Consider the following 21,389-nt stretch of genomic DNA (forward strand, 5'->3'; position numbering starts at 1 on the left):
GCGCACCGACCTCGAGTCTCGTCGGCGACGGTGCTCCGCGCGTCCGCCCCGGGAGGTAACCTCGCGTACCGCCGTCGCAGTACGCGGCGTCGCGTCAGTCGGTGCCGAGGTCGAACGCCGCGGCCTCGTTCGCGGCATCCGTGGCGGCCTCGAGCTCGGTCTCGGCCTCGCCCGCGGCGATCTGCGCCGCCTGGCCCGAGGCGATCTCGCCGACGAGCTGCGCCGTCGCGCCGCCGACGATGCCGAGGTGCGCGTACTGCTCGAGTCGTGCGCGCGAGTCGGCGATGTCGAGGTTGCGCATGGTGAGCTGGCCGATGCGGTCCTCGGGTCCGAACGCCTGGTCGCCGACGCGCTCCATCGAGAGCTTGTCGGGGTGGTAGCTCAGCGCCGGACCCGCGGTGTTCAGGATCGTGTAGTCGTCGCCGCGACGCAGGCGCAGCGTGACCTCGCCGGTCACGGCGGAGCCCACCCAGCGCTGGATCGACTCGCGCAGCATGAGCGACTGCGGGTCGAGCCACCGGCCCTCGTACATCAGGCGGCCGAGGCGGCGGCCCTCCTGGTGGTAGTTCGCGATCGTGTCCTCGTTGTGGATCGCGTTGAGGAGGCGCTCGTAGGTGATGTGCAGCAGCGCCATGCCGGGCGCCTCGTAGATGCCGCGCGACTTCGCCTCGATGATGCGGTTCTCGATCTGGTCGCTCATGCCGAGTCCGTGGCGGCCGCCGATGCGGTTCGCCTCGAGCACGAGCTCCACCGGGTCGTCGAACTCGACGCCGTTGAGCGCGACCGGACGGCCCTGCTCGTAGCGCACCGTGACGTCCTCGGCGTCGATCACGAGGGCGTCGTCCCAGAACCGCACGCCCATGATCGGCTCGACGATCGTGATGCCCGCGTCGAGGTCCTCGAGCTTCTTCGCCTCGTGCGTCGCGCCCCAGATGTTCGCGTCGGTGGAGTACGCCTTCTCGCCCGATGCCCGGTACGGCAGGTCGCGCTGCTGCATCCACTCGCTCATCTCGGCGCGGCCGCCGAGCTCGGTGACGAACGTCTGGTCGAGCCACGGCTTGTAGATGCGCAGGCGCGGGTTGGCCATGAGGCCGTAGCGGTAGAACCGCTCGATGTCGTTGCCCTTGTACGTCGAGCCGTCGCCCCAGATGTCGACGCCGTCCTCCATCATGGCGCGCACGAGCAGCGTGCCCGTGACCGCGCGGCCCAGCGGCGTGGTGTTGAAGTACGTCTTGCCGCCCGAGCGGATGTGGAACGCGCCGCACTGCAGCGCGACGAGGCCCTCCTCGACGAGCGCGGTCTTCACGTCGACCAGGCGGCTGATCTCGGCCCCGTACTCGAGCGCACGACCGGGCACGGCCTCGACGTCGGGCTCGTCGGGCTGGCCGAGGTCGGCGGTGTACGTGCAGGGGACCGCGCCCTTCTCGCGCATCCAGGCGACCGCCACGGAGGTGTCGAGGCCTCCCGAGAACGCGATGCCGACGCGCTCGCCGACGGGGAGGCTCGTGAGGACTTTGGACATGGCCTCCAGCCTACTTGCGCGAATCCTCGCGCGACGACGCGCACCGGTGTCAATGACCCCCGCTCGAGGGTCGGCATCCCATAGACTCGCGCCACCGGTCGCGCGGCTCCACCGATGCCGTCGCGCGTCGCATCCACTGGACGAGCCGGGTCGCCGCCTGACAGGGCGGCGACGCTTTTCGCACTGAACGGAGAAATGGATGAAGAACCGCAAGGTGATCGGCGTGGCATGTGCCGCCGCCCTCGCCGTCGGGCTCATCGGAACGGCCGCCGTCCCGGCGGCCGCAGCCGGACCCGACACCACCTACCTCGTGCTCGCGCCGCAGGGCAAGAGCACGGACAAGGCCGCAGCCCGCGTCGCCGCGGCCGGCGGCACCGTCGTCGCCGCCTACGACCAGATCGGCGTGCTCGTGGCGCGCTCGACGAACACGTCGTTCGAGACCGCCGTCGCGGGCGCGGGCGTCGAGTCCGTCGCCTCGACGAACGGGCTCGGCACGACCCTCATCGACGACGAGGTCGTCGAGGCCGCCGACGTGGCGTCGGTCGAGGCATCCGGCGACCCCACGGCGGAGCCGCGCTGGAACGAGCAGTGGGACATGCAGCAGATCGACGTCGCCGAGGCGCACACGATCACCACGGGTGACCCGTCGGTCGTCGTGGGCGTGCTCGACTCGGGCATCGACGCGAACCACCCCGACCTCGCGACCCAGGTCGCGAAGGACCAGAGCGCCTCGTGCCTCGGCGGCGTCGTCGACACGAGCCAGGCCGCGTGGAGCCCGACGAACTCGTCGCACGGCACCCACGTCGCGGGCACGATCGCCGCGGCGATCAACGGCGTCGGCATCGCGGGCGTCGCGCCCGGCGTGAAGGTCGCCTCGGTGAAGGTCGTCAACGACGACGGCTTCATCTACCCCGAGGCCGCGATCTGCGGCTACCTCTGGGCCGCCGACCACGGCATGCCGATCACGAACAACAGCTACTTCATCGACCCGTGGGAGTTCAACTGCGTGAACGACCCGCGCCAGCGGCCGGTGTGGCAGGCGGTGCAGCGTGCGCTGTCGTACTCGACCGCGAAGGGCACCCTCACGGTGGCCTCGGCGGGCAACAGCAACGTCGACCTGCAGCACAAGTTCACCGACTCGAGCAGCCCGAACGACGGCTCGTACCCCGTCGAGGACCGCACCATCACCGGTGCGTGCCGCGACCTGCCCGCCGAGGCGCCCGGCGTCGTGACGGTCTCGGCCGTCGGCCCGACCGAGCAGAAGAGCTACTACTCGTCGTACGGCCAGGGCGTCGTCGACGTGACGGCTCCCGGTGGTGACACCCGGTTCCGCACCGGAGGAGCGTCGTCCACCATCACCGACGCCGTGCTCTCCACGATTCCCGGCGGCGGCTACGGCTGGTCGCAGGGCACGTCGATGGCCGGACCGCACGCGGCCGGCGTCGCGGCGCTCGCGCTCTCGGCGCACCCGGGCATGAAGGCGGGCCAGCTCGCATCGTTCCTCGAGCGCACGGCGACCCCGATCGCCTGCCCCGACGGCGTCTACGAGCCGCGACCCGGCTGGCCGGCGACCTGCACGGGCGGCGAGCGCAACGGGTTCTACGGCGCGGGCAACGTGAACGCCCTCAACGCCGTGCAGTGATCCACTGAGGCGCAACGCGAGGGGTCGGACCGCACGGTCCGGCCCCTCGTCTCGTGTGTCGGGGCGTGTCCGCGCGTCCACGGGCCCCGAAATGGCCCCGCGATACACTCGAGTGTGACCCCAGACGATTCAGCACCCGAGGGCGAGGCGTCGCTCGCCGACGAACCCGAGGTGCGGCAGGCGCTCGCCGAGGCCGATCGTGCATCCGTCGCGTCCGTCGTGTCGGGGCATCCGTCGTCACCGCTCGCATGGGCCGAACTGGCCGACCTGGCCGACTCCGAGGGCCACTCCATCGAGGCGTTCGCCTACGCGGCCGTCGCCGTCGACCTCGCGCGCGAGCAGCTCGCGGCATCCGGATGGCAACTGGGACAGCCCGTGCCCTGGCGGGACGAGCCCAACCGCGCCTACCTGCGCGCGCTCGACGCCCAGCGCCGGGCCGCCCTCGCGCTCGGCCTCGACGACCGCGCCGCGCGTCTCGCCGACGAGCTGGCCTCGGCCGATGCCGAGGCGCCCGCCCGCATCGCGTCGGAGTTCACGCCCACCCAGCTCATGCCGATCGTGGCATCCGCCGCCGTCGTCACGCCCGCGACCGAGTTCGAAGCACGCACCGGCGAGCCGCTCGCCGAACCCACCGCCGCCGTCGACGCGGCAGGAGAGGACTGACATGCCCGCAGCCGTACTCATCGGAGCGCAATGGGGCGACGAGGGCAAGGGCAAGGCGACCGACCTACTGGGTTCCCGGCTCGACTACGTCGTGAAGTTCAACGGCGGCAACAACGCCGGGCACACCGTGGTCGTGGGCGAGGAGAAGTACGCCCTGCACCTGCTGCCGTCGGGCATCCTGACGCCGGGCGTCACGCCGGTCATCGCCAACGGCGTCGTCGTCGACATCGAGGTGCTCTTCGAGGAGCTCGAGGGGCTCGCGAGCCGGGGCGTGGATGTCTCGAAGCTGCGCATCTCGGCGAACGCGCACCTCATCACGCAGTACCACCGCACGCTCGACAAGGTCACCGAGCGCTTCCTCGGCAAGCGCCAGATCGGCACCACCGGGCGCGGCATCGGGCCGGCCTACGCCGACAAGATCAACCGGGTCGGCCTGCGCATGCAGGACCTCTTCGACGAGAACATCCTGCGGCAGAAGGTCGAGGGAGCGCTCGACCAGAAGAACCACCTGCTCGTGAAGGTCTACAACCGCCGCGCGATCGGCGTCGACGAGATCGTCGACGAACTGCTCGGCTACGTCGACCGCCTGCGGCCGATGGTCACCGACACGTCGCTGCTGCTGCACCAGGCGCTCGAGCGCGGCGAGACGGTGCTCTTCGAGGGCGGCCAGGCCACGATGCTCGACGTCGACCACGGCACCTACCCGTTCGTCACGTCGTCGAACGCGACGAGCGGCGGCGCCGTCACCGGCTCGGGCATCGCGCCGAACCGCATCGACCGAGTCATCGCCGTGGTGAAGGCGTACACGACGCGCGTCGGCGCGGGTCCGTTCCCCACCGAGCTCTTCGACGAGTGGGGCGAGTTCCTCAGCGAGCGCGGCTTCGAGTTCGGCACGACCACCGGCCGCCGTCGCCGCACGGGCTGGTACGACGCGCCCATCGCCCGCTACGCGTCGCGCGTCAACGGCGTCACCGACTTCGTGCTCACCAAGCTCGACGTGCTCACGGGCCTGGAGAAGATCCCCGTGGCCGTCGCCTACGAGGTCGACGGGCAGCGCGTCGAGGAGGTGCCGGTGTCGCAGTCGGACTTCCACCACGCCGTGCCCGTCTACGAGGAGTTCCCGGGCTGGCAGGAGGACATCTCGGGGGCCCGCGAGTTCTCGGAGCTCCCCGCGAACGCGCAGGCCTACGTGCGCGAGCTCGAGGCGATGAGCGGATCGCGCATCTCCGCGATCGGCGTCGGCCCCGGTCGCGACGAGATCGTCGAGCTCCACGACCTCCTGGACTAGCCCTCCACCCACTGCTTGAGCCGGGTGAGCTGGACGCCGTCCTCGCGCGCGATCGCGCCCCGGATAATCGGGGCGAAGAGCGACACGAGACCGCGGGTGGCCACGGCGGCGTCGAGGCGCACGCGGCTGCCCGCGGCATCCGTGGCGGGCTCGATCGCGTACGCGTAGTCGGCGGTCACGCCGCCCACCGCGCTGCGCATGGTGAGTCCGCGTCCGGGGTCGAGCGCCGTGATCGTCGACGTGCGCTCCTTGCCGCGGGCGACGAAGCGCAGCACGGTGCCGACCGCGAGCGGTCCGTCGGCGCGCATCGACTCGACGCCGGGCATCCAGTTCGGCGCGCCCGACCAGTCGGTGAGCCGGGTCCACACGGCGTCGGCCGGGGCCGCGATCGACTGCTCGTCGGTGAATGCGGTCTTCATGGGTGCTCCCGTCGTCGCCGTCATGCGGGCAGGCTAGACCGGCGCACGCGGCATCCGATTGGATGGATTTCACGGAGGTGGCGCGTGGAGGTCGCTGGTCGCCCGGCGCAGGGCCCGCTCGTCGAGGCGGTGCGCGAGCTCTGGTTCCTACGCGGCCCCGCGCCGACCCGCTACGAGCGCATCTTCCCGATGACCGACGTGCACCTCATCGTGAACCTCTCGCCCCGGCCCTACCGGGTGCTCGAGTCGGCGGATGCCCCGTGGCGCACGCTCGGGCCCGCGTTCTGCTCGGGCATGCGATCACGGTTCGTCGTGAGCGAGGCGCCCGACGTGATCGTGAACGCCGGAGCGGTGGTGCGCGCCGACGGACTCCGCGTGCTCGGACTCGACCCCGAGCGGCTCGCCGGCGCGGTGACGTCGCAGCCCTGGCTCGACGGGCCGGCGGCGCTCGGGCCGGATGCCGCGGCCGACGCCGTGCTCGACGCGCTCGAGGCGCTGCTGACGGGGCGCCTCGCCGCGGGCCGCGCGCCCGACCCGGTCGTGCGCGACGCGATCGAGCGGCTCGAGGCGGATCCCGCGCACCCGATCGGCGCGCTCGCCGCGGCGCACGGACTGCGGCATCCGGCGTTCGTCGCACGGTTCCGCCGGGCGACCGGCTCGACGCCCAAGCGCTACGCCGAACTGGTGCGGTTCCACCGGCTCATCGACGCGACGCCCGTGCCCGGCGCGGCGCCGTGGAGCGAGCTCGCCGCCGACGGCGGCTACTACGACCAGTCGCACGTCATCCGCGACTTCAAGCGGTTCACGGGCTACACGCCGGCCGACTACCACCGACGGGTCAGCGCCGCCGGCCCCGACGCCGTGCGGTTCGTTCCCGACCCCGAGGCTGCGTTCCGGTAGCCGCACATGACGAGGGCGGATGCCGCGACCACGCGGCATCCGCCCTCGAGGACCCGAAGGCCGGCGCGGCTCAGGGCTCGGTGCCGATCGCCTTGTCGATGTTCTCGCGGACGGCGTCGACCTTCTCGTCGTGCTCGTCGGGCGTGACCTTCTTCGCGGCGTCGGAGACCGCATCGAGGACCTTGTCGCTGATGTCCTCGGCCTGCTGGCTGTTCAGCGCCTCGTTGATGGTGTCCTTGTTCTCCTCGACGAAGTCCTGTGCCTTCTTCGTGAGATCGTCCAGCGCTCCCATGTCCCCCACCTTTCATCGTCGGACGGTGCTCCCGCCATCGTAGGGTCCGGGCCGGTGAACCGGAACCCTCGCCTCGTCCGCGCATGCCAGACTCGACGGGTGACCGCCACCCGCCCCGCCGATCGGCCGCTCGTCGGCCGGTTCATCAGCCTCACGCCCTACTCCGACGCCGATCTCCCCGAGCTCGAGCGCGCGGTGCGCCGGCCAGAGGTGTTCGCCGGCGGCTACGGCGGCGGCCCGGCCGGCCTGCCGGCCGACGCCGACGCGTTCGCGACGTTCGCGAGCGAGTACTACGCGGGCGGCCCGGCGGCGATGCCCTTCACCGTGCGCGTGGAGGGCGGACCCGACCACGGCACGGTCGTCGGCGCCACGAAGCTCGGCGACCTCGACCTCGGCAGCGAGTCGGCCCACATCGGCTGGACCGCGTACGATCCGCGCGTCTGGGGCACCGCGGTGAACCCCGAAGCGAAGCTCCTGCTGCTCGGACTCGCCTTCGACCACGGGTTCGGCCGCGTGAAGCTGCAGGCGGATGCGCGCAACGACCGCTCGCGGGCGGCGATCCTCAAGCTCGGTGCGCAGTTCGAGGGCATCGCGCGTCGGCACAAGCCGCGCGCCGACGGGTCGTGGCGCGATTCCGCGGTCTACGCCGTGACCATCGACGACTGGCCCGCCGTGCGGGCAGGGCTGCAGACGCGGCTCGCGGCGTGGGGCGAGGAGCCGGTGCGGCTCGGCGCCTGAGCGGCCCTGCGCTCAGCCGTCGCGGCCGTGGTGCCGTGCCGGCTCGGGCACGTGCAGGCGGGTGAGGAAGCGGTCGGTGCCGCGGGGGATGCCGCGGCGATCGCCGCGCGAGACGAGCACGGTCACGAGCACCGCGATCGGCACGGTCCAGGCCGCCGGCTGCTCGAGGAACGGGCGCAGTGCGGGCAGCCACGACGAGACGAGCGCGCCGCCCAGGATCGCGACCCCCGAGAGCACGGCGCCGGTGAGCATGCCGGCGATCGCGCCGCGGGCCGTGAGTCCGCGCCACCAGATCCCGAGCAGGAGCACGGGGCACAGCGTCGAGGCCGTGAACGCGAACACCAGCCCCACGCTGCCGGCGAGCCCCGTCGACTCGGTCGCGAGCGCGACGACGAGGGGCACGAACGACGACAGCACCGCCGCGATGCGGAAGCCGCGCACGCTGCCGCCGAGCAGGTCCTGGCTGATCACGCCCGCGAGCGACACCACGAGGCCCGACGACGTGGAGAGGAACGCCGCGAACGCGCCCGCGATGACGAGGGCCGTGAGCACGTCGCCGAGCGGCCCGGCGATGAGCCGGTCGGGCAGCAGCAGGATGAGCGCGTCCGCGTCGCCCGAGGCGGCGAGGTCGGGCGCGAACGCGCGGCCGAGCAGCCCGAAGGCGGTGGGGAACAGGTAGAACACCGAGAGCAGCACGAGCACGATGACCGTCGTGCGCCGGGCCGCGACGCCGTCGGGGTTCGTGTAGAAGCGCACGAGCACGTGGGGGAGCCCGAGCGTGCCGAGCAGCAGCGCCACCATGAGCGACACCGTGCGGTACACGTCGAGGTCGCCCGGGCCGGCGCTCGCGGGGAACGCCTCGACGGGCGGGAGGGCGGGCTGCACGTTGCCGACGAGGAGCAGCAGCGCGACCACCGGGATCGCGAGCGCCGTGAGCTTCAACCAGAACTGGAACGCCTGCACGAACGTGATCGAGCGCATGCCGCCCGCTGCGACGACGACGGCGACGATGACCGCGACCGCGAGCGAGCCGGCCCAGGCGGGCAGGCCCGTCGTGATCCGCACGGTGAGGGCCGCTCCCTGCAGCTGCGGCACGATGTAGAACCAGCCGATGACGATGACGAGGGTGCTCGTGACCCGACGCGCCCACACCGACTCGAGGCGCGCCTCGGTGAAGTCGGGGATCGTGTACGCGCCCGAGCGCCGCAGCGGCGCGGCCACGAACAGCAGCAGCATGAGGTACCCCGCCGTGTAGCCGATCGGGAACCAGAGCGCCGACGACCCGGTGAGCAGGATGAGTCCGGCGATGCCGAGGAACGACGCCGCCGAGAGGTACTCCCCGCCGATCGCCGACGCGTTCCACCACGGTCGCACCGTGCGGCTCGCCACGTAGAAGTCGCTCGTCGTGCGCGAGACGCGCAGGCCGTAGAACCCGATGAGCGCCGACGCGACCGCCACGGCCGCGATCGCGATGTAGCCGATCGCCGCGTTCACTCGTCCTCCGCGAGCGACCGGTAGCGCGCCTCGTTGCGCGACGCCGCGCGCACGTAGAGCCCGCCGACCGTGATCGCGAGCGGGTAGACCCCCGCGCCGAGCAGCAGCCACGACAGCGGCACCCCGAACACGAACGTCTCGTCGAACTGCGGCAGGAACGCGATCCCGAGCACGAACAGGGCGGTCGCGACGACGAAGCCCACCGCGAACACGATCCCTAGGCGCAGCTGCGACCGGATCAGCGAGCGCACGTAGACCCCCGCGATGTCGCTCGTCGGCGCCTCCGCGCCGTGGTGCGGCATGGGCCGGGCGGATGCCGCGGCCGACCCGGCGTGCGGCGCGGTCACGCGCACCCGGGGCGGCGGTTCCTCAGAGCTCATGGCCGCGGCCGGATCGTCGCCGACTCGAGCCGCTCGCGCAGCGCGGGCAGCAGGCGCCGGCTCACGGGCAGCTCCGCCGCGCCGACGGTCACGCTCGGGTGGTCGCCGCCGAGCCGGATGCGTGCGAGGTGCGGGATCGCCACGAGGTAGGAGCGGTGGATCCGCACGAACGCGTCCGACCACTGCCGTTCGAGGTCCGACATCGGCACGCGCACCAGGTAGCTCGCCTCCTCGGTGTGCAGCCGGGCGTAGTCGCCCTGGGCCTGCACGTACCGCACCTCGTCGCGGCGGATCATGCGGGTCGTGCCACCGAGCGTGACGGCGATCATCTCGGGCTGGGCGGATGCCGCGGCATCCGTCGCCGGCGTCGCCTGCGCCTTCAACGCCTCGACGATGCGGGTGATCGAGCGCTGCAGCCGCTCGGTCCGCACGGGCTTCAGCAGGTAGTCGACGGCGGCGAGGTCGAAGGCCTCGAGCGCACCCTCCTCGTCGGCGGTCACGAACACGAGCGCGGGCCGGCGTTCGAACCGCTGCATGGCCCGGGCGAGGTCGAAGCCGTTGAGTCCGGGCATGTGGATGTCGAGGAACGCGGCGTCGACCGGCTCGCGTGTGAGCAGCCGGATCGCCTCGGCGCCCGACGCGGCCTGGTGGATGACCCCGATGCGCGGGTCCTGCCCGAGCAAGAACGCCAGCTCGTCGATCGCGGGCTGCTCGTCGTCGGCGATGAGCACGGAGATCACGGTTCCAGTCTCCCATCGGCGTCGCGGAGGCGATCGGGGGTTGCCGCGAGGCGGTCGGGGCCGGCGGATGCCGCGACGCGACCGGGCTGCGACTTCGGCACGCGCATCCGCACGAGCGTGCCCGCGCCCACGTTGGTCTCGACGACGAGTCCGTGCTCGTCGCCGTAGACCTGCCGGAGGCGGGCGTCGACGTTGCGCAGGCCCACGTGCTCGCCCGGGGCGCCGCCCGCGAGCGCGCGTTCGAGCACCGCGGGGTCGATGCCGACGCCGTCGTCCTCGACGCTGATCTCGGCGAACGCGCCCTGGTCGGACGCCTCGATCGTGATGCGGCCGCCGCCCTCCTTGCCCTCGAGCCCGTGCCGCACCGCGTTCTCGACGAGCGGCTGGATCGACAGGAACGGCACCACCGTCGAGAGCACCTCCGGCGCGATCTGCAGCGTGACCGTCAGCCGGTCGCCGAACCGCGCGCGTTCGAGCTTCAGGTAGCTGTCGATCGAGCGGAGCTCCTCGGCGACCGTGGTGAAGTCGCCGTGCCGGCGGAACGAGTACCGCGTGAAGTCCGCGAACTCGAGCACGAGCTCGCGCGCCTTCGCGGGGTCGGTGTTGATGAACGACGCGATCGCGTTGAGCGAGTTGTAGATGAAGTGCGGGCTGATCTGCGCCCGGAGTGCACGCACCTCGGCCTCGGCGAGTGCGGCGCGCGAGGCGTCGAGCTCGCCGAGCTCGACCTGGGCCGCGACCCAGTCCGCCACCTCGCCCGTCGCGCGCACGAGCCCGGCACGGACGCGGGGCGCGAAGGCGACGATCGCCCCGGCCGGCACGCCGCTCGCGAGGATCGGGGCGGCGACGGCATCCGTCTCGCGCTCGCCGAGCTTGATGCGGCGCTGCACCTGCGGCCGACCCGACGCACGTGCTTCAGCGGCGAGCCGGCCCGCGACCGCCCGCACGACGTCGTCGCCCTCGACCGTCACGTCGCCCGCCGGACCGACGAGCGCGAGCGTCTCGCAGCCGAGCAGGGCGCGCAGGTGTCGCCCGGCCTTGACGGCGTCGCCCTCGGCGATGCCCCCGCGGAGGTGCTTCGCCGCCCGGCTCGCGAGGTGCAGCGTCTGGTAGGTCGCCTGCTCGACGTCGGTGCCCAGGTCCTTCGACGCGACCACGATGCGCCGGAGCAGGATGACCACGCCGACCGCGAGTGCCCCGGCGACGACGCCGGCGGCAGCGGCGAGCAGCATCGACTCGGGCATGCACGCCAGCGTAGCCGTCGTTCGTCGTCGCCGATCCGCCGTTCGTCGCACCGTGGGCGCCGTTCACCGACGACGAGCGGCGACCGCCCCAAGCGCTTCGAGCCGAGGGGAAGCATGGTCGCACTGCCGGGTCCCTCAAGGGACGAACTCGACGCAGCGGCGCGGCCGTCGGTCCCGCCGATCCCCCCTCGAAGGAGAGACGCCATGGGCAACGAGGCCCCGAGCGCCACCAGCACGACCCTCGCAGAGGTCGACTACGGCGCGGTCCAAGCATCACCCGAGTTCCAACGGCTCCGGCGCACGCATCGGAGCTTCGTCTTCCCGGTCCTGGGCGCCTGCCTCGCCTGGTACTTCGCCTACGTGCTGCTCGCGAGCTACGCGCACGACTTCATGTCGACCCGCGTGTTCGGCAGCGTGAACGTCGCGATGATCCTCGGCCTGGCCCAGGTCGTCACGACGTTCGCCGTGACCATGTGGTACGTCCACTACGCCAACAAGCGCCTCGACCCGCTCGCGGAGGAGATCCGCGACGAGATCGAGACGGGCGCGTTCGAGAACGAGGAGGCGCGCTGATGCTGCACTTCGAAGCGGCGAGCACCTCGCCCGGCGAGCCCTGGCTCAACATCGCCATCTTCGGCGCGTTCGTCGCCGTCACGATGGTCATCGTGTTCCGCGCCAGCCGGAACAACAAGACCGCGGCCGACTACTACGCCGCCGGGCGCTCGTTCACCGGCGGCCAGAACGGCTCGGCGATCGCGGGCGACTACCTGTCGGCGGCCTCGTTCCTCGGCATCGTCGGCGCCATCGCCATGACGGGCTACGACGGGTTCCTCTACTCGATCGGCTTCCTCGTCGCGTGGCTCGTCGCGCTCCTGCTCGTCGCGGAGCTCCTGCGCAACACCGGCAAGTTCACGATGGCCGACGTGCTGTCGTTCCGGCTCAAGCAGCGCCCGGTGCGCATCGCGGCGGCCACCACGACGCTCGTCGTCTGCTTCTTCTACCTCCTCGCCCAGATGGCGGGCGCCGGCGGCCTCGTGTCGCTGCTGCTCGGCGTGGGCGACCAGGTCGGACAGGCCCTCGTCATCACCGTGGTCGGCGCGCTGATGATCCTCTACGTGCTGATCGGCGGCATGAAGGGCACCACGTGGGTGCAGATCATCAAGGCGGTGCTGCTCATCGCGGGCGCCGGCGTGATGACCGTGTGGGTGCTCGCGCTCAACGGGTTCGACTTCTCGGCGCTGCTCGACAAGGCCGTCGCCGTGGCCGAGAACCCCGCGATCCTCGACCCGGGCCTGAAGTACGGCGTGTCGGATGTCTCGAAGGTCGACTTCCTCTCGCTGGGCCTCGCCCTCGTGCTCGGCACCGCGGCCCTGCCACACGTGCTCATGCGGTTCTACACCGTGCCCACGGCCAAGGAGGCGCGCAAGTCGGTCGTTTGGGCGATCTGGCTCATCGGCATCTTCTACGTGTTCACGCTGGTGCTCGGCTACGGCGCGGCGGCCCTCGTCGGCCCGGCGGTCATCGCCGCGGCGCCAGGCGGCCCGAACTCGGCCGCTCCGCTGCTCGCGTTCTCGCTCGGCGGACCGCTGCTGCTCGGCCTGATCTCGGCGATCGCGTTCGCGACGATCCTCGCGGTCGTGGCCGGCCTCACGATCACCGCGGCCGCCTCGTTCGCGCACGACATCTACGCGTCGGTCGTGAAGAAGGGCAAGCCCGAGCCGGGCGCCGAGGTCAAGGTGGCCCGCCGCACGGTGGTCATCATCGGCATCGTCGCGATCATCGGCGGCATCGGCGCGAACGGCCAGAACGTCGCATTCCTCGTGGCCCTCGCGTTCGCCGTCGCGGCATCCGCCAACCTGCCGACCATCGTGTACTCGCTCTTCTGGAAGCGCTTCACCACGAAGGGCGCCCTGTGGAGCATGTACGGCGGCCTCATCTCGGCGATCGTGCTCATCGTCTTCTCGCCGGTGGTCTCGGGCTCCGAGACGTCGATGCTGAAGACCGAGGCGATCGACTTCGCCTGGTTCCCGCTGTCGAACCCGGGCATCGTCTCGATCCCGCTGGCCTTCCTCCTCGGCTGGATCGTGAGCGTGCTCGACAAGACGATCGAGGACCCGAAGAAGCAGTCCGAGATGGAGGTGCGCTCGCTCACGGGCATCGGCGCCGAGAAGGCGGTGAGCCACTAAGGGGTTCCGGCGGTGGTCGGGGACCGGCCGCCGGGCAGCCATCGACGCGGCGGGAACGCCTGCCCATGCCGCGTGGATAGCACCAACGGGGGCGGATGCCACGAGCATCCGCCCCCTTCACCCTGCGCGTCGGCGTGGGTAGGTTGAGCCCATGACTGGGACATCCTCGCCGCAGCTCGACCTCGTCCATCGATTCATCCGGGCCATCGAGTCCGGAACGCACGGCGAGGCGCTCCTCGAGTTCCTCCATCCCGACGTCGAGCAGGTGGACCACCCCAGCCTCATGAACCCGCGGGGCGGTCGCCGCGAACTGGCGGAGATCCTCGCGGCGAGCACGGCCGGCGCGGGCATCATCGACGAGCAGCGCTACGACGTCCGACGGGTGGTCGCGTCGGGCGACGACGTCGTCGTGCAGGTCGACTGGCGGGGGCGGGTGGCGCAGTCGCTGGGCACCGTGCCCGTCGGCACGCGGTTGCACTCGAACAGCGTGATCAGCTTCGGCATCGACGGCGATCGGATCCGGCGGGTGGAGGCGTACGACTGCTACGACCCGTTCCCGACGACCGGCTGAGCGCGCCGCGGATCCGCCGGGGGCGCTAGCCGCGGGCGCGGCGTCGCCGCCGCGCGATGCCCCACGCCAGCAGGGCCACGCCGACGAGCGCCACGATCGGCCCGAGGATCGCCCAGAGGGCCACGCCGCTCATGACCGAGCCGGGCAGCACGCCGACGCCCTGCAGCGTCCAGACCCCGCCGACCACGATCATCAGGGCGCCGAGGCCGATCAGCAAACCGTTCATCTCCGCCCGCTTCCTTCACTGGGTGTTCGCGTCTCGATACGCGTCGCGCTTCGCGCGGCGCTACTCGACGACCGGTCGTCGCTACATGTTGATCATGTGGCCCGTGAGGCCGTGGAACGCCTCCTGCAGCGCCTCCGACAGCGTCGGGTGAGTGTGCACGTTGCGCGCGAGCTCGAGCGCTCCGAGGTCCCACTTCTGGGCGAGCGTGAGCTCGGGGAGCAGCTCCGAGACGTCGGGGCCGATGAGGTGGCCGCCGACGAGCTCGAGGTGCTGCTTGTCGGCGACGAGCTTCACGAAGCCCACCGGGTCGCCGAGGCCGTTCGCCTTGCCGTTCGCGGTGAACGGGAACTTCGCGACGACCACGTCGTAGCCCTCGTCGCGCGCCTGCTGCTCGGTGAGGCCGAAGCTCGCGACCTGCGGCGAGCAGAAGGTCGCGCGCGGCATCATCCGGTAGTCGCCGAGCTCCATGGTCTCGGCGTCGCCGATGGTCTCGGCTGCGACGACGCCCTGCGCCTCGGCGACGTGGGCGAGCATGAGCTTGGCGGTGACGTCGCCGATCGCGTAGATGTGCGGCACGTTGGTGCGCATCCGCTCGTCGATGGCGATCGCGCCGCGCTCGGTGAGCTGCACGCCCGCGTTCTCGAGCCCGAAGCCCTCGACGTTCGGGGCGAAGCCGACCGAGATGAGCGCCTTGTCGACCTCGAGCGAGCCGGGCTGCCCGTCGGCGCCGGTGTACGAGACGGTGACGGATGCCCCGTTGTCGACGACCGTCTCCACCTTCGTCGAGGCGAGGATCGGGATGCCGAGGTTGCGGTACTGCCGCGTGATCTCCTTCGAGACCTCGACGTCCTCGTTGGGAAGGGCGCGGTCGAGGAACTCGATGACCGTGACCTCCACGCCGTAGTTGCGCAGCACGTACGCGAACTCCATGCCGATCGCGCCGGCTCCGACGATCGCGATCGATCGCGGGAGGTCGCGGGTGAGGATCTGCGTCTCGTAGGTGACGACGTTCTGCGAGAGCTGCACGCCGGGCAGGAGGCGCACCTGCGAGCCCGTCGCGATGATCGCGTTCCGGAACGGGATCGACTCGACCGTGCCGTCGGCCTTTGTCACGTCGAGCGTGTTCGCGTCGCGGAAGGAGCCCCTGCCGTCGAACTCGGTGATCCCGTTCTTCTTCATGAGGAAGTGCACGCCCTTGACGTGCTTCTCCGACACCTGGCGACTGCGGTCGAACGCGGCGCCGAAGTCGAAGTGCACGTCGCCCGAGATGCCGAACGTCGCGGCCTGGGCGTGGAAGATGTGGGCGAGCTCGGCGTTGCGCAGGAGCGCCTTCGAGGGGATGCAGCCCACGTTGAGGCAGACCCCGCCCCAGTACCGCTCCTCGACGACGGCCACCTTCAGGCCGAGTTGTGCGGCGCGGATCGCGGCCACGTAGCCGCCAGGACCCGCGCCGAGGACGACGACATCGAACTGTTCGGTCATGCGCAAGAGCCTAGGACCGTCGGGGCCGTCGCGTCATGTGCGCCTCAGGGGGTCCTCAGGTGCTCGTCAGGATGACGAGCCGCTGGGTCGCCCGGGTCATCGCGACGTAGCGATCGACCGCGCCCTCGATGCCCGTTCCGAACCGCTCGGGGTCGATGAGCACGACCAGGTCGAACTCGAGCCCCTTCGCGAGCTCGGGCGTCAGCGATCGCACACGCGTCGTCGCGGGGAGCCGGTCGGCCTCGATCGCGGGCGAGGCGATGACGCAGGCGATGCCCTCGGCGTGCTCGGCGAGCCACGTGTCGAGCGTCGCGCCGAGCTCCGAGACGGCGCCGTGCGCCACGGGCACGCCGGTGCTGCGGATCGACGTGGGCACGTTGGCGTCGGGGAGCACCGCCCGGATGACGGGTTCGGCCTCCGCCATGACCTCGGTCGGCGTGCGGTAGTTGATGTTCAGCGTCGCGACGTCGATGCGGTCGAGGCCGATCCGCTCGAGCCGCTCCCGCCACGACTCCGTGAAGCCGTGCCGGGCCTGTGCGCGGTCCCCCACGATCGTGAAGCTGCGCGAGGGTGACCGGGTGAGGAGCATCGACCACTCCGCATCCGTCAGCTCCTGAGCCTCGTCGACGATGACGTGCGCGAACGGACCGGCGAGCAGGTCGGGATCGGCCATCGGCAGCGCGGCCTCGTCGACGAGCGTGTTCCGAACGTCCTGGCCGCGCAGCATCGACATGACGGCCATCTCGGAGTCGTCGGCCGCGATGAGGTGCTCGAGCACCAGTTCGCGCTGCTCGCGCTCGTCGGCGAGCGCCGCCTCGCGCAGCCGACGGCGGCGGGATGCCTCGGGGTCGCCGATCCGGCGTCGGGCCGCGTCGAGGTAGGGCAGGTCGGCGATCGTCCAGGCCCGGGCGTCCTCGCGCTGCAGCGCCGCGACGTCGGCGGTGGCGAGCCACGGCGCGCACCGCCGCAGGTACGCCGGCACCGACCAGAGGTCGGCGACGACCCCCGCCGGGTCGAGCACCGGCCAGGCCCGGCGGAACGTGCCGGTCAGCTCGTCGCTCTGCGCCAGCGCCCGACGCAGGAGGTGCGGCGACACGTCGTCGCGCTTGTCGCACAGGATCCGCAGCAGGTCCTCCCAGACCTCGTCGCGCGCCTCGTTGTGCGGCGTGCCGGCCTCGGGGGCCTCGAACGCCTCCGCCCAGTCCTCGGGGTCCACGTCGACGTCTGCCCACGGCGTGTCGATCGTGAGTTCGCCGCTCGGCGGTCGTTCGTAGTACGTGACCGCCGCCTCGACGGCCTGCACGAGCCGGGCGGAGGCCTTGAGCGTGGCCGCGCGGGCGTCGGCCTCGGGCAGGGCCCCTGCCCCCTCGGGCACGAGGTCGTGCAGCGTGCACGTCTGCACGCCCTCCTCGCCGAGCCCCGGGAGCACGTCGGCCACGTAGTCGAGGTAGGGCTGGTGCGGGCCGACGACGAGCACGCCGCCGCGGCGGTGGCCGAGGCGCGGATCGGCGTAGAGCAGGTACGCCGCGCGGTGCAGCGCGACGACGGTCTTGCCCGTGCCCGGGCCGCCGTCGACGACGAGCGCACCTCGGGAGCCGGCGCGGATGATCGCGTCCTGGTCCGCCTGGATTGTGGCGAGCACGTCGCGCATCCGATCCGAGCGGCTGCTGCCGAGGCTCGCGATGAACGACGACTGGTCGTCGAGCGCGGCATGGTGCTCGAGCCCCTCGGCCGTGAACACCTCGTCCCAGTAGTCGCTGATCCGCCCGCGGGCCCAGCGGTACCTCCGACGGCTCGTGAGGCCCATCGGGTCGCCGTGCGTGGCCGCGAAGAACGGCTCGGCGGCGGGGGAGCGCCAGTCCACGAGCAGCCGACCGCCCGTCTCATCGGCGAGGCCGATGCGGCCGATGTAGACGGGCTCGGGATCGTCGGCGTGCACGATCCGCCCGAGGCAGAGGTCGAGGCCGAAGCGACGGAGGACGCGCAGGCGACCGGTGAGCCGGTGCACCTCGAGGTCGCGGTCGAGCGCCGCCTGACCCTCGCCATCGCCATCGCCTTCGCGGCGTACCGCATCGAGGCGATCGGACACCTCGGCGATCGACCGCTCGAGGCGCTCCGCGATGGCGGCGAAGTGCCTCTCGTCGGTGGCGACGAGCGCGGGGTCGGCCTTCTGCGCGAGGCGCTCGGGCAGGTCGAACACGCTGGTGGTCAGGGGATTCACGACGTCGGCTCCGATCCGGGGGTTCGGCAGACCGACCATCATCCCCCACGACCCGGGCCTTGCGGCAAGGCCCCATCCCGGCCGTAAACTGGAAGTGGAGAGGCTGGCAGGGCCTCTCCGTTCTCGTGTCGGCTGCCGTTCTTCGGCGGATTCCGGACAAGCACCCCCGGAACGGTGACGGCGGCACCGGGGTCGGACGTAGCCTCGACCGGTGAGCGAACGCACCACCACCGTCGACGCCCCGCCCGCGGCATCCGTCAGCCGACCGAGCGCGGTCTCCGCGTGGCTGCAGTTCCTCGCGATGGGCGTCATCTGGGGTGCGAGCTTCCTGTTCATGAAGGTCGCCCTCGAGGGCGTCTCGTTCGGCCAGGTGGCCTGGTCGCGCACCGTGCTCGGCGCGATCGCGCTCGGCCTCATCGTGCTCGTGACGCGGCCGCGCGTCACCGCACCCGACGGCCGGCAGGGCCCCGTGCTGCCAAGGGAGCCCGTCGTGTGGGGGCACTTCCTCGTCGTGTCGGTCACGACCTGCGTGATCCCGTACCTGTGCTTCGCGTGGGCCGAGCAGTACGTGTCGTCGAGCCTCGCCTCGATCTACAACGCGACCACCCCGATCATGACGGCGTTGATGGCGACGCTCGTGTTCCGCGTCGAGCGACTCTCGGGCAGCCGCTGGTTCGGCGTCGGGCTCGGCATCATCGGGGTGCTCGTCGTGATCGGGCCGTGGCAGATCGCCGGTTTCACGGGCAGCCTCGCGGGGCAGCTCGCCTGCCTGGTCGCGACGCTCTGCTACGGGTTCACCTTCGGGTACCAGCGGAAGTTCCTCAGCCAGCGGCCGATCGCCCCGGCGACCTTCGCCTTCCTCTCGATCGGCGTCTCGGCCGTCGTCATGCTCGTGCTCACGCCGTGGCTCGCGCTCGAGCCGGTCGAGCTCGACTGGGCGATCGTCGGGTCGCTGCTCGCCCTCGGCGTGCTCGGCACCGGCCTCGCCTACATCTGGAACATCAACGTGCTGCGCGCCTGGGGCCCGACCAACGTCTCGACGGTGACGTACGTCACGCCCGTCGTGGGCGTCGGCCTCGGCATCCTGCTGCTCGGCGAGCAGCTCTCGTGGCACGAGCCCGTCGGCGGCGCATTGGTGCTCGTCGGCATCCTGTTCGCGCAGGGGCGCCTGCGGCTCGGGCGGCGTCGCGCCGCGGCATCCGCTGCCTGACCTCGATCACCGGGGCGGGTCTTGACATCGGCACGCGAGGATGGTTGGTTAGTTACACAAGTAATGAACCAACGAGGTTCAGACCACACGCACCGCACCGGATGGGCCCGAATGGACGAATCGCGACCGATCTTCATCCAGATCGCAGAACAGGTCGAGAACGACATCATCGCGGGGTCGCTGCCCGAGGGCAGCCAGATCCCGTCGACGAACGAATTCGCCGCGTTCCTCCGGGTCAACCCGGCCACCGCACTGAAAGGGGTGAATCGCCTTGTCGACGACGGAATCGTGGAGAAGCGACGGGGGATCGGCATGTTCGTGACCACCGGCGCACGCGAGCGTCTGATCGAGCGCCGCAGGGCCGACTTCGCCACCGAGTACATCCGACCGCTCATCATCGAAGCCGAGAAGCTCGGCATCGACATCGACGAACTCGCGGGACTCCTCCGCGCCGAAAGGATCCGATCATGACCGGCACCGTGGTCCGCGCTCGCGGGCTCACCAAGCGATACGGCTCGTTCACCGCCGTCGACGCCGTCGACTTCACGCTCGAGGAGAACCGGATCTACGGGCTCCTCGGCCGCAACGGCGCCGGCAAGACGACCGTCATGCAGATGCTCACCGGCCAGATCTTCCCCGACGGCGGCGAGCTCGACGTGTTCGGTCGCGAGCCCGCCGAGCACGCCGACGTGCTGCGCCGCATCTGCTTCATCGCGGAGTCGCAGCGCTACCCCGACAGCTTCAAGCCCTCGCACGTGTTCAAGGCCGCCCCGTGGTTCTTCGAGAATTGGGACGCCGAGTTCGCCGAGCGACTCGTCCACGACTTCCGTCTTCCGCTCACGCGATACGTCAAGAAGCTCTCGCGCGGCCAGCTCTCCGCGGTCGGCGTCATCGTCGGGCTCGCCTCCCGAGCGCCGCTGACGTTCTTCGACGAGCCCTACCTCGGTCTCGACGCCGTCGCCCGGCAGATCTTCTACGACCGGCTCATCGAGGACTACGCCGAGCACCCGCGCACGATCGTGCTCTCGACGCACCTGATCGACGAGGTCGCGAACCTCCTCGAGCACCTGCTCATCATCGACCAGGGGCGCATCCTGCTCGACCGCGACGCCGAGGAGGTGCGCGGCTCGGCCACGACCGTGGCCGGGGCGCGCGCAGCCGTCGAGTCGTTCGTCGCCGATCGCGCCGTGATCGGTCGTGAGGGCATCGGCGGCCTCGCATCCGTCACCATCGACGAACGCCTGAACCAGGCCGACCGCATCCGCGCCGCCGAGCTCGGCCTCGAGCTCGCGCCGGTCTCGCTCCAGCAGCTGATCGTCCACATGACCGGCGCCGATCTCCGGGCCGACTCGACCGAACAGGAGGTCGCAGCATGACCGCCGTCATCGACCGATCGATGGTCCGCACCGAGCCACGCTCCCGGATCCAGGAGATCTGGCGCATCGTCCGCCTGCATGCCGTGACGCCGTCGGTGTTCTTCGGGATCCCGTGGCTCATCCTGGGCGGCGCATGGCTGGTGATGGTCGTGATCGGGATCATCGTCGGTGGCGCAGGTGTGGACACCGCGAAGATGGGCGAGGGCATGCGGTACAGCTGGGCGGTCCTCTCGCCCCAGTGGTACCTCGTCGTCGTGGGCGTGCAGTCCATCGCCATGACCCTGTCGTTCGCCCTCGGCTTCGGGACCACGCGACGCGACTTCTGGCTGGGCACGAGCGCGATGTTCGTGTTCGTGTCGCTCGAGATGGCCGCGGCCATCGCCACGCTCGTGCAGATCGAGCAGGCGACCGGTGGGTGGTGGCTCGACATCTCGATGTTCGATGCGCTCTGGTACGGGCAGAACGGCTGGCTCGTCGACTTCTACACGACGTTCGCGCTCCAGCTCCTCGTGCTCTTCATCGGGGCGAGCGTCACGACCGTGTACCTGCGGTGGCGCATGCGCGGCATGATGATCCTCGGATTCGGTGCCGTCGCCCTCGCGCTCGCCGTCGTCGCCATCGCGACGTTCACCCAGAGCTGGACGGCGATCATCGAGTGGTTCCTCGGCATCGGCCTCGTGGGCGTGTTCACGATCGTGCTCGGTCTCGCCGCATGCTTCGCGGTCGGCGGCTACATCGTGATCCGGCGGGCGACACCCCGCTGATCCTCGAGCGCACAGACCGCGGCGCGGCATC

At 71.2% G+C, this 21,389-nt stretch carries 22 protein-coding genes; 12 read left to right on the top strand and 10 right to left on the bottom strand.

The features are described from left to right. Positions 1-94: 94 nt before the first annotated feature. A complete protein-coding gene (gene argG / locus ACWEOH_RS09750; protein WP_452030425.1) occupies positions 95-1,522 on the bottom strand; it encodes an argininosuccinate synthase in 1,428 nt (475 codons plus the stop codon). Positions 1,523-1,721: 199 nt separating this feature from the next. Here argG and ACWEOH_RS09755 point away from each other — a divergent pair, with 199 nt between their 5' ends. From ACWEOH_RS09755 to ACWEOH_RS09765, 3 genes are all read left to right on the top strand, one after another. Next, entirely contained in the window at positions 1,722-3,164 is a 1,443-nt protein-coding gene (locus ACWEOH_RS09755) for a S8 family peptidase (RefSeq protein ID WP_452030427.1), read from the top strand. Positions 3,165-3,278: 114 nt separating this feature from the next. Next, a complete protein-coding gene (locus ACWEOH_RS09760; protein WP_452030429.1) occupies positions 3,279-3,827 on the top strand; it encodes a DUF3151 family protein in 549 nt (182 codons plus the stop codon). Position 3,828: 1 nt separating this feature from the next. Continuing rightward, entirely contained in the window at positions 3,829-5,115 is a 1,287-nt protein-coding gene (locus tag ACWEOH_RS09765) for an adenylosuccinate synthase (RefSeq protein ID WP_452030431.1), read from the top strand. On the opposite strand, the gene ACWEOH_RS09770 is transcribed toward ACWEOH_RS09765, so the two are convergent. Continuing rightward, complete coding sequence (locus ACWEOH_RS09770) at positions 5,112-5,558, bottom strand: SRPBCC family protein (protein WP_452030433.1); 447 nt, start codon at positions 5,556-5,558, stop codon at positions 5,112-5,114. The genes ACWEOH_RS09765 and ACWEOH_RS09770 overlap by 4 nt on opposite strands. A 60-nt stretch (positions 5,559-5,618) precedes the next feature. Here ACWEOH_RS09770 and ACWEOH_RS09775 point away from each other — a divergent pair, with 60 nt between their 5' ends. Continuing rightward, entirely contained in the window at positions 5,619-6,434 is an 816-nt protein-coding gene (locus ACWEOH_RS09775; protein WP_452030435.1) for a helix-turn-helix domain-containing protein, read from the top strand. A gap of 70 nt (positions 6,435-6,504) precedes the next feature. Here ACWEOH_RS09775 and ACWEOH_RS09780 read toward each other — a convergent pair whose 3' ends face one another. Next, positions 6,505-6,726, bottom strand: a complete 222-nt coding sequence (locus ACWEOH_RS09780) for an Rv0909 family putative TA system antitoxin (protein WP_148733290.1) — start codon at positions 6,724-6,726, stop codon at positions 6,505-6,507. A 99-nt stretch (positions 6,727-6,825) separates the two neighbouring features. Here ACWEOH_RS09780 and ACWEOH_RS09785 point away from each other — a divergent pair, with 99 nt between their 5' ends. Beyond that, complete coding sequence (locus ACWEOH_RS09785) at positions 6,826-7,464, top strand: GNAT family N-acetyltransferase (protein ID WP_452030438.1); 639 nt, start codon at positions 6,826-6,828, stop codon at positions 7,462-7,464. A gap of 12 nt (positions 7,465-7,476) precedes the next feature. Here the strand turns inward: ACWEOH_RS09785 and ACWEOH_RS09790 are convergent, their stop codons facing one another. Genes ACWEOH_RS09790 through ACWEOH_RS09805 form a run of 4 tightly spaced genes read right to left on the bottom strand, consistent with a single transcriptional unit; the run spans position 7,477 to position 11,322 of the window. Then, positions 7,477-8,958: a sodium/solute symporter gene (locus tag ACWEOH_RS09790; protein WP_452030440.1), complete on the bottom strand. Its 1,482-nt coding sequence runs from the start codon at positions 8,956-8,958 to the stop codon at positions 7,477-7,479. Beyond that, positions 8,955-9,338 (bottom strand): DUF485 domain-containing protein, encoded by a 384-nt coding sequence (locus ACWEOH_RS09795; protein ID WP_452030442.1) that lies wholly within the window; start codon positions 9,336-9,338, stop codon positions 8,955-8,957. Before ACWEOH_RS09795 ends, ACWEOH_RS09790 begins: the two co-directional genes overlap by 4 nt. After that, positions 9,335-10,078 (bottom strand): LytR/AlgR family response regulator transcription factor, encoded by a 744-nt coding sequence (locus tag ACWEOH_RS09800; RefSeq protein WP_452030444.1) that lies wholly within the window; start codon positions 10,076-10,078, stop codon positions 9,335-9,337. The genes ACWEOH_RS09795 and ACWEOH_RS09800 overlap by 4 nt, the downstream gene beginning before the upstream one ends. Further along, entirely contained in the window at positions 10,075-11,322 is a 1,248-nt protein-coding gene (locus ACWEOH_RS09805; protein WP_452030446.1) for a sensor histidine kinase, read from the bottom strand. The genes ACWEOH_RS09800 and ACWEOH_RS09805 overlap by 4 nt, the downstream gene beginning before the upstream one ends. A 204-nt stretch (positions 11,323-11,526) precedes the next feature. Between ACWEOH_RS09805 and ACWEOH_RS09810 the strand changes: the two genes are divergently transcribed. The 3 genes from ACWEOH_RS09810 to ACWEOH_RS09820 all read left to right on the top strand — a co-directional run bounded on the left by ACWEOH_RS09810 (position 11,527) and on the right by ACWEOH_RS09820 (position 14,079). Next, entirely contained in the window at positions 11,527-11,895 is a 369-nt protein-coding gene (locus tag ACWEOH_RS09810) for a DUF485 domain-containing protein (RefSeq protein WP_148733296.1), read from the top strand. Then, a complete protein-coding gene (locus ACWEOH_RS09815; RefSeq protein ID WP_452030448.1) occupies positions 11,895-13,508 on the top strand; it encodes a solute symporter family protein in 1,614 nt (537 codons plus the stop codon). The genes ACWEOH_RS09810 and ACWEOH_RS09815 overlap by 1 nt, the downstream gene beginning before the upstream one ends. A gap of 151 nt (positions 13,509-13,659) precedes the next feature. Beyond that, positions 13,660-14,079 (top strand): nuclear transport factor 2 family protein, encoded by a 420-nt coding sequence (locus ACWEOH_RS09820; protein WP_452030450.1) that lies wholly within the window; start codon positions 13,660-13,662, stop codon positions 14,077-14,079. Positions 14,080-14,104: 25 nt separating this feature from the next. Here ACWEOH_RS09820 and ACWEOH_RS09825 read toward each other — a convergent pair whose 3' ends face one another. The 3 genes from ACWEOH_RS09825 to helR all read right to left on the bottom strand — a co-directional run bounded on the left by ACWEOH_RS09825 (position 14,105) and on the right by helR (position 18,008). Further along, entirely contained in the window at positions 14,105-14,305 is a 201-nt protein-coding gene (locus ACWEOH_RS09825; protein ID WP_452030452.1) for a hypothetical protein, read from the bottom strand. A gap of 81 nt (positions 14,306-14,386) precedes the next feature. Then, positions 14,387-15,787 carry a dihydrolipoyl dehydrogenase gene (lpdA, locus tag ACWEOH_RS09830; protein WP_452030454.1) on the bottom strand — a complete coding sequence of 467 codons (1,401 nt, stop codon included), beginning with the start codon at positions 15,785-15,787 and terminating at the stop codon, positions 14,387-14,389. 55 nt (positions 15,788-15,842) lie between these two features. Further along, positions 15,843-18,008 carry an RNA polymerase recycling motor ATPase HelR gene (helR, locus tag ACWEOH_RS09835; protein WP_452030456.1) on the bottom strand — a complete coding sequence of 722 codons (2,166 nt, stop codon included), beginning with the start codon at positions 18,006-18,008 and terminating at the stop codon, positions 15,843-15,845. A gap of 211 nt (positions 18,009-18,219) precedes the next feature. Here helR and ACWEOH_RS09840 point away from each other — a divergent pair, with 211 nt between their 5' ends. From ACWEOH_RS09840 to ACWEOH_RS09855, 4 genes are all read left to right on the top strand, one after another. Next, positions 18,220-19,218, top strand: coding sequence for a DMT family transporter (locus tag ACWEOH_RS09840; RefSeq protein WP_452030458.1), 999 nt, complete (start codon positions 18,220-18,222; stop codon positions 19,216-19,218). Positions 19,219-19,329: 111 nt separating this feature from the next. After that, positions 19,330-19,689: a GntR family transcriptional regulator gene (locus tag ACWEOH_RS09845; protein WP_452031900.1), complete on the top strand. Its 360-nt coding sequence runs from the start codon at positions 19,330-19,332 to the stop codon at positions 19,687-19,689. Beyond that, positions 19,686-20,594 (top strand): ABC transporter ATP-binding protein, encoded by a 909-nt coding sequence (locus tag ACWEOH_RS09850; RefSeq protein WP_452030460.1) that lies wholly within the window; start codon positions 19,686-19,688, stop codon positions 20,592-20,594. Before ACWEOH_RS09845 ends, ACWEOH_RS09850 begins: the two co-directional genes overlap by 4 nt. Further along, positions 20,591-21,358 (top strand): hypothetical protein, encoded by a 768-nt coding sequence (locus ACWEOH_RS09855; protein ID WP_452030461.1) that lies wholly within the window; start codon positions 20,591-20,593, stop codon positions 21,356-21,358. Before ACWEOH_RS09850 ends, ACWEOH_RS09855 begins: the two co-directional genes overlap by 4 nt. Positions 21,359-21,389 lie beyond the last annotated feature (31 nt).

This window comes from Agromyces sp. NPDC004153 (assembly GCF_053603635.1).

Coding starts and splice junctions, on each gene's coding strand:
- argG (WP_452030425.1), bottom strand. CDS start 1,522: ATGTCCAAAGTCCTCACGAGCCTCCCCGTCGGCGAGCGCGTCGGCATC.
- ACWEOH_RS09755 (WP_452030427.1), top strand. CDS start 1,722: ATGAAGAACCGCAAGGTGATCGGCGTGGCATGTGCCGCCGCCCTCGCC.
- ACWEOH_RS09765 (WP_452030431.1), top strand. CDS start 3,829: ATGCCCGCAGCCGTACTCATCGGAGCGCAATGGGGCGACGAGGGCAAG.
- ACWEOH_RS09770 (WP_452030433.1), bottom strand. CDS start 5,558: ATGACGGCGACGACGGGAGCACCCATGAAGACCGCATTCACCGACGAG.
- ACWEOH_RS09780 (WP_148733290.1), bottom strand. CDS start 6,726: ATGGGAGCGCTGGACGATCTCACGAAGAAGGCACAGGACTTCGTCGAG.
- ACWEOH_RS09795 (WP_452030442.1), bottom strand. CDS start 9,338: ATGAGCTCTGAGGAACCGCCGCCCCGGGTGCGCGTGACCGCGCCGCAC.
- ACWEOH_RS09805 (WP_452030446.1), bottom strand. CDS start 11,322: ATGCCCGAGTCGATGCTGCTCGCCGCTGCCGCCGGCGTCGTCGCCGGG.
- ACWEOH_RS09810 (WP_148733296.1), top strand. CDS start 11,527: ATGGGCAACGAGGCCCCGAGCGCCACCAGCACGACCCTCGCAGAGGTC.
- ACWEOH_RS09815 (WP_452030448.1), top strand. CDS start 11,895: ATGCTGCACTTCGAAGCGGCGAGCACCTCGCCCGGCGAGCCCTGGCTC.
- ACWEOH_RS09820 (WP_452030450.1), top strand. CDS start 13,660: ATGACTGGGACATCCTCGCCGCAGCTCGACCTCGTCCATCGATTCATC.
- ACWEOH_RS09825 (WP_452030452.1), bottom strand. CDS start 14,305: ATGAACGGTTTGCTGATCGGCCTCGGCGCCCTGATGATCGTGGTCGGC.
- lpdA (WP_452030454.1), bottom strand. CDS start 15,787: ATGACCGAACAGTTCGATGTCGTCGTCCTCGGCGCGGGTCCTGGCGGC.
- ACWEOH_RS09845 (WP_452031900.1), top strand. CDS start 19,330: ATGGACGAATCGCGACCGATCTTCATCCAGATCGCAGAACAGGTCGAG.
- ACWEOH_RS09850 (WP_452030460.1), top strand. CDS start 19,686: ATGACCGGCACCGTGGTCCGCGCTCGCGGGCTCACCAAGCGATACGGC.
- ACWEOH_RS09855 (WP_452030461.1), top strand. CDS start 20,591: ATGACCGCCGTCATCGACCGATCGATGGTCCGCACCGAGCCACGCTCC.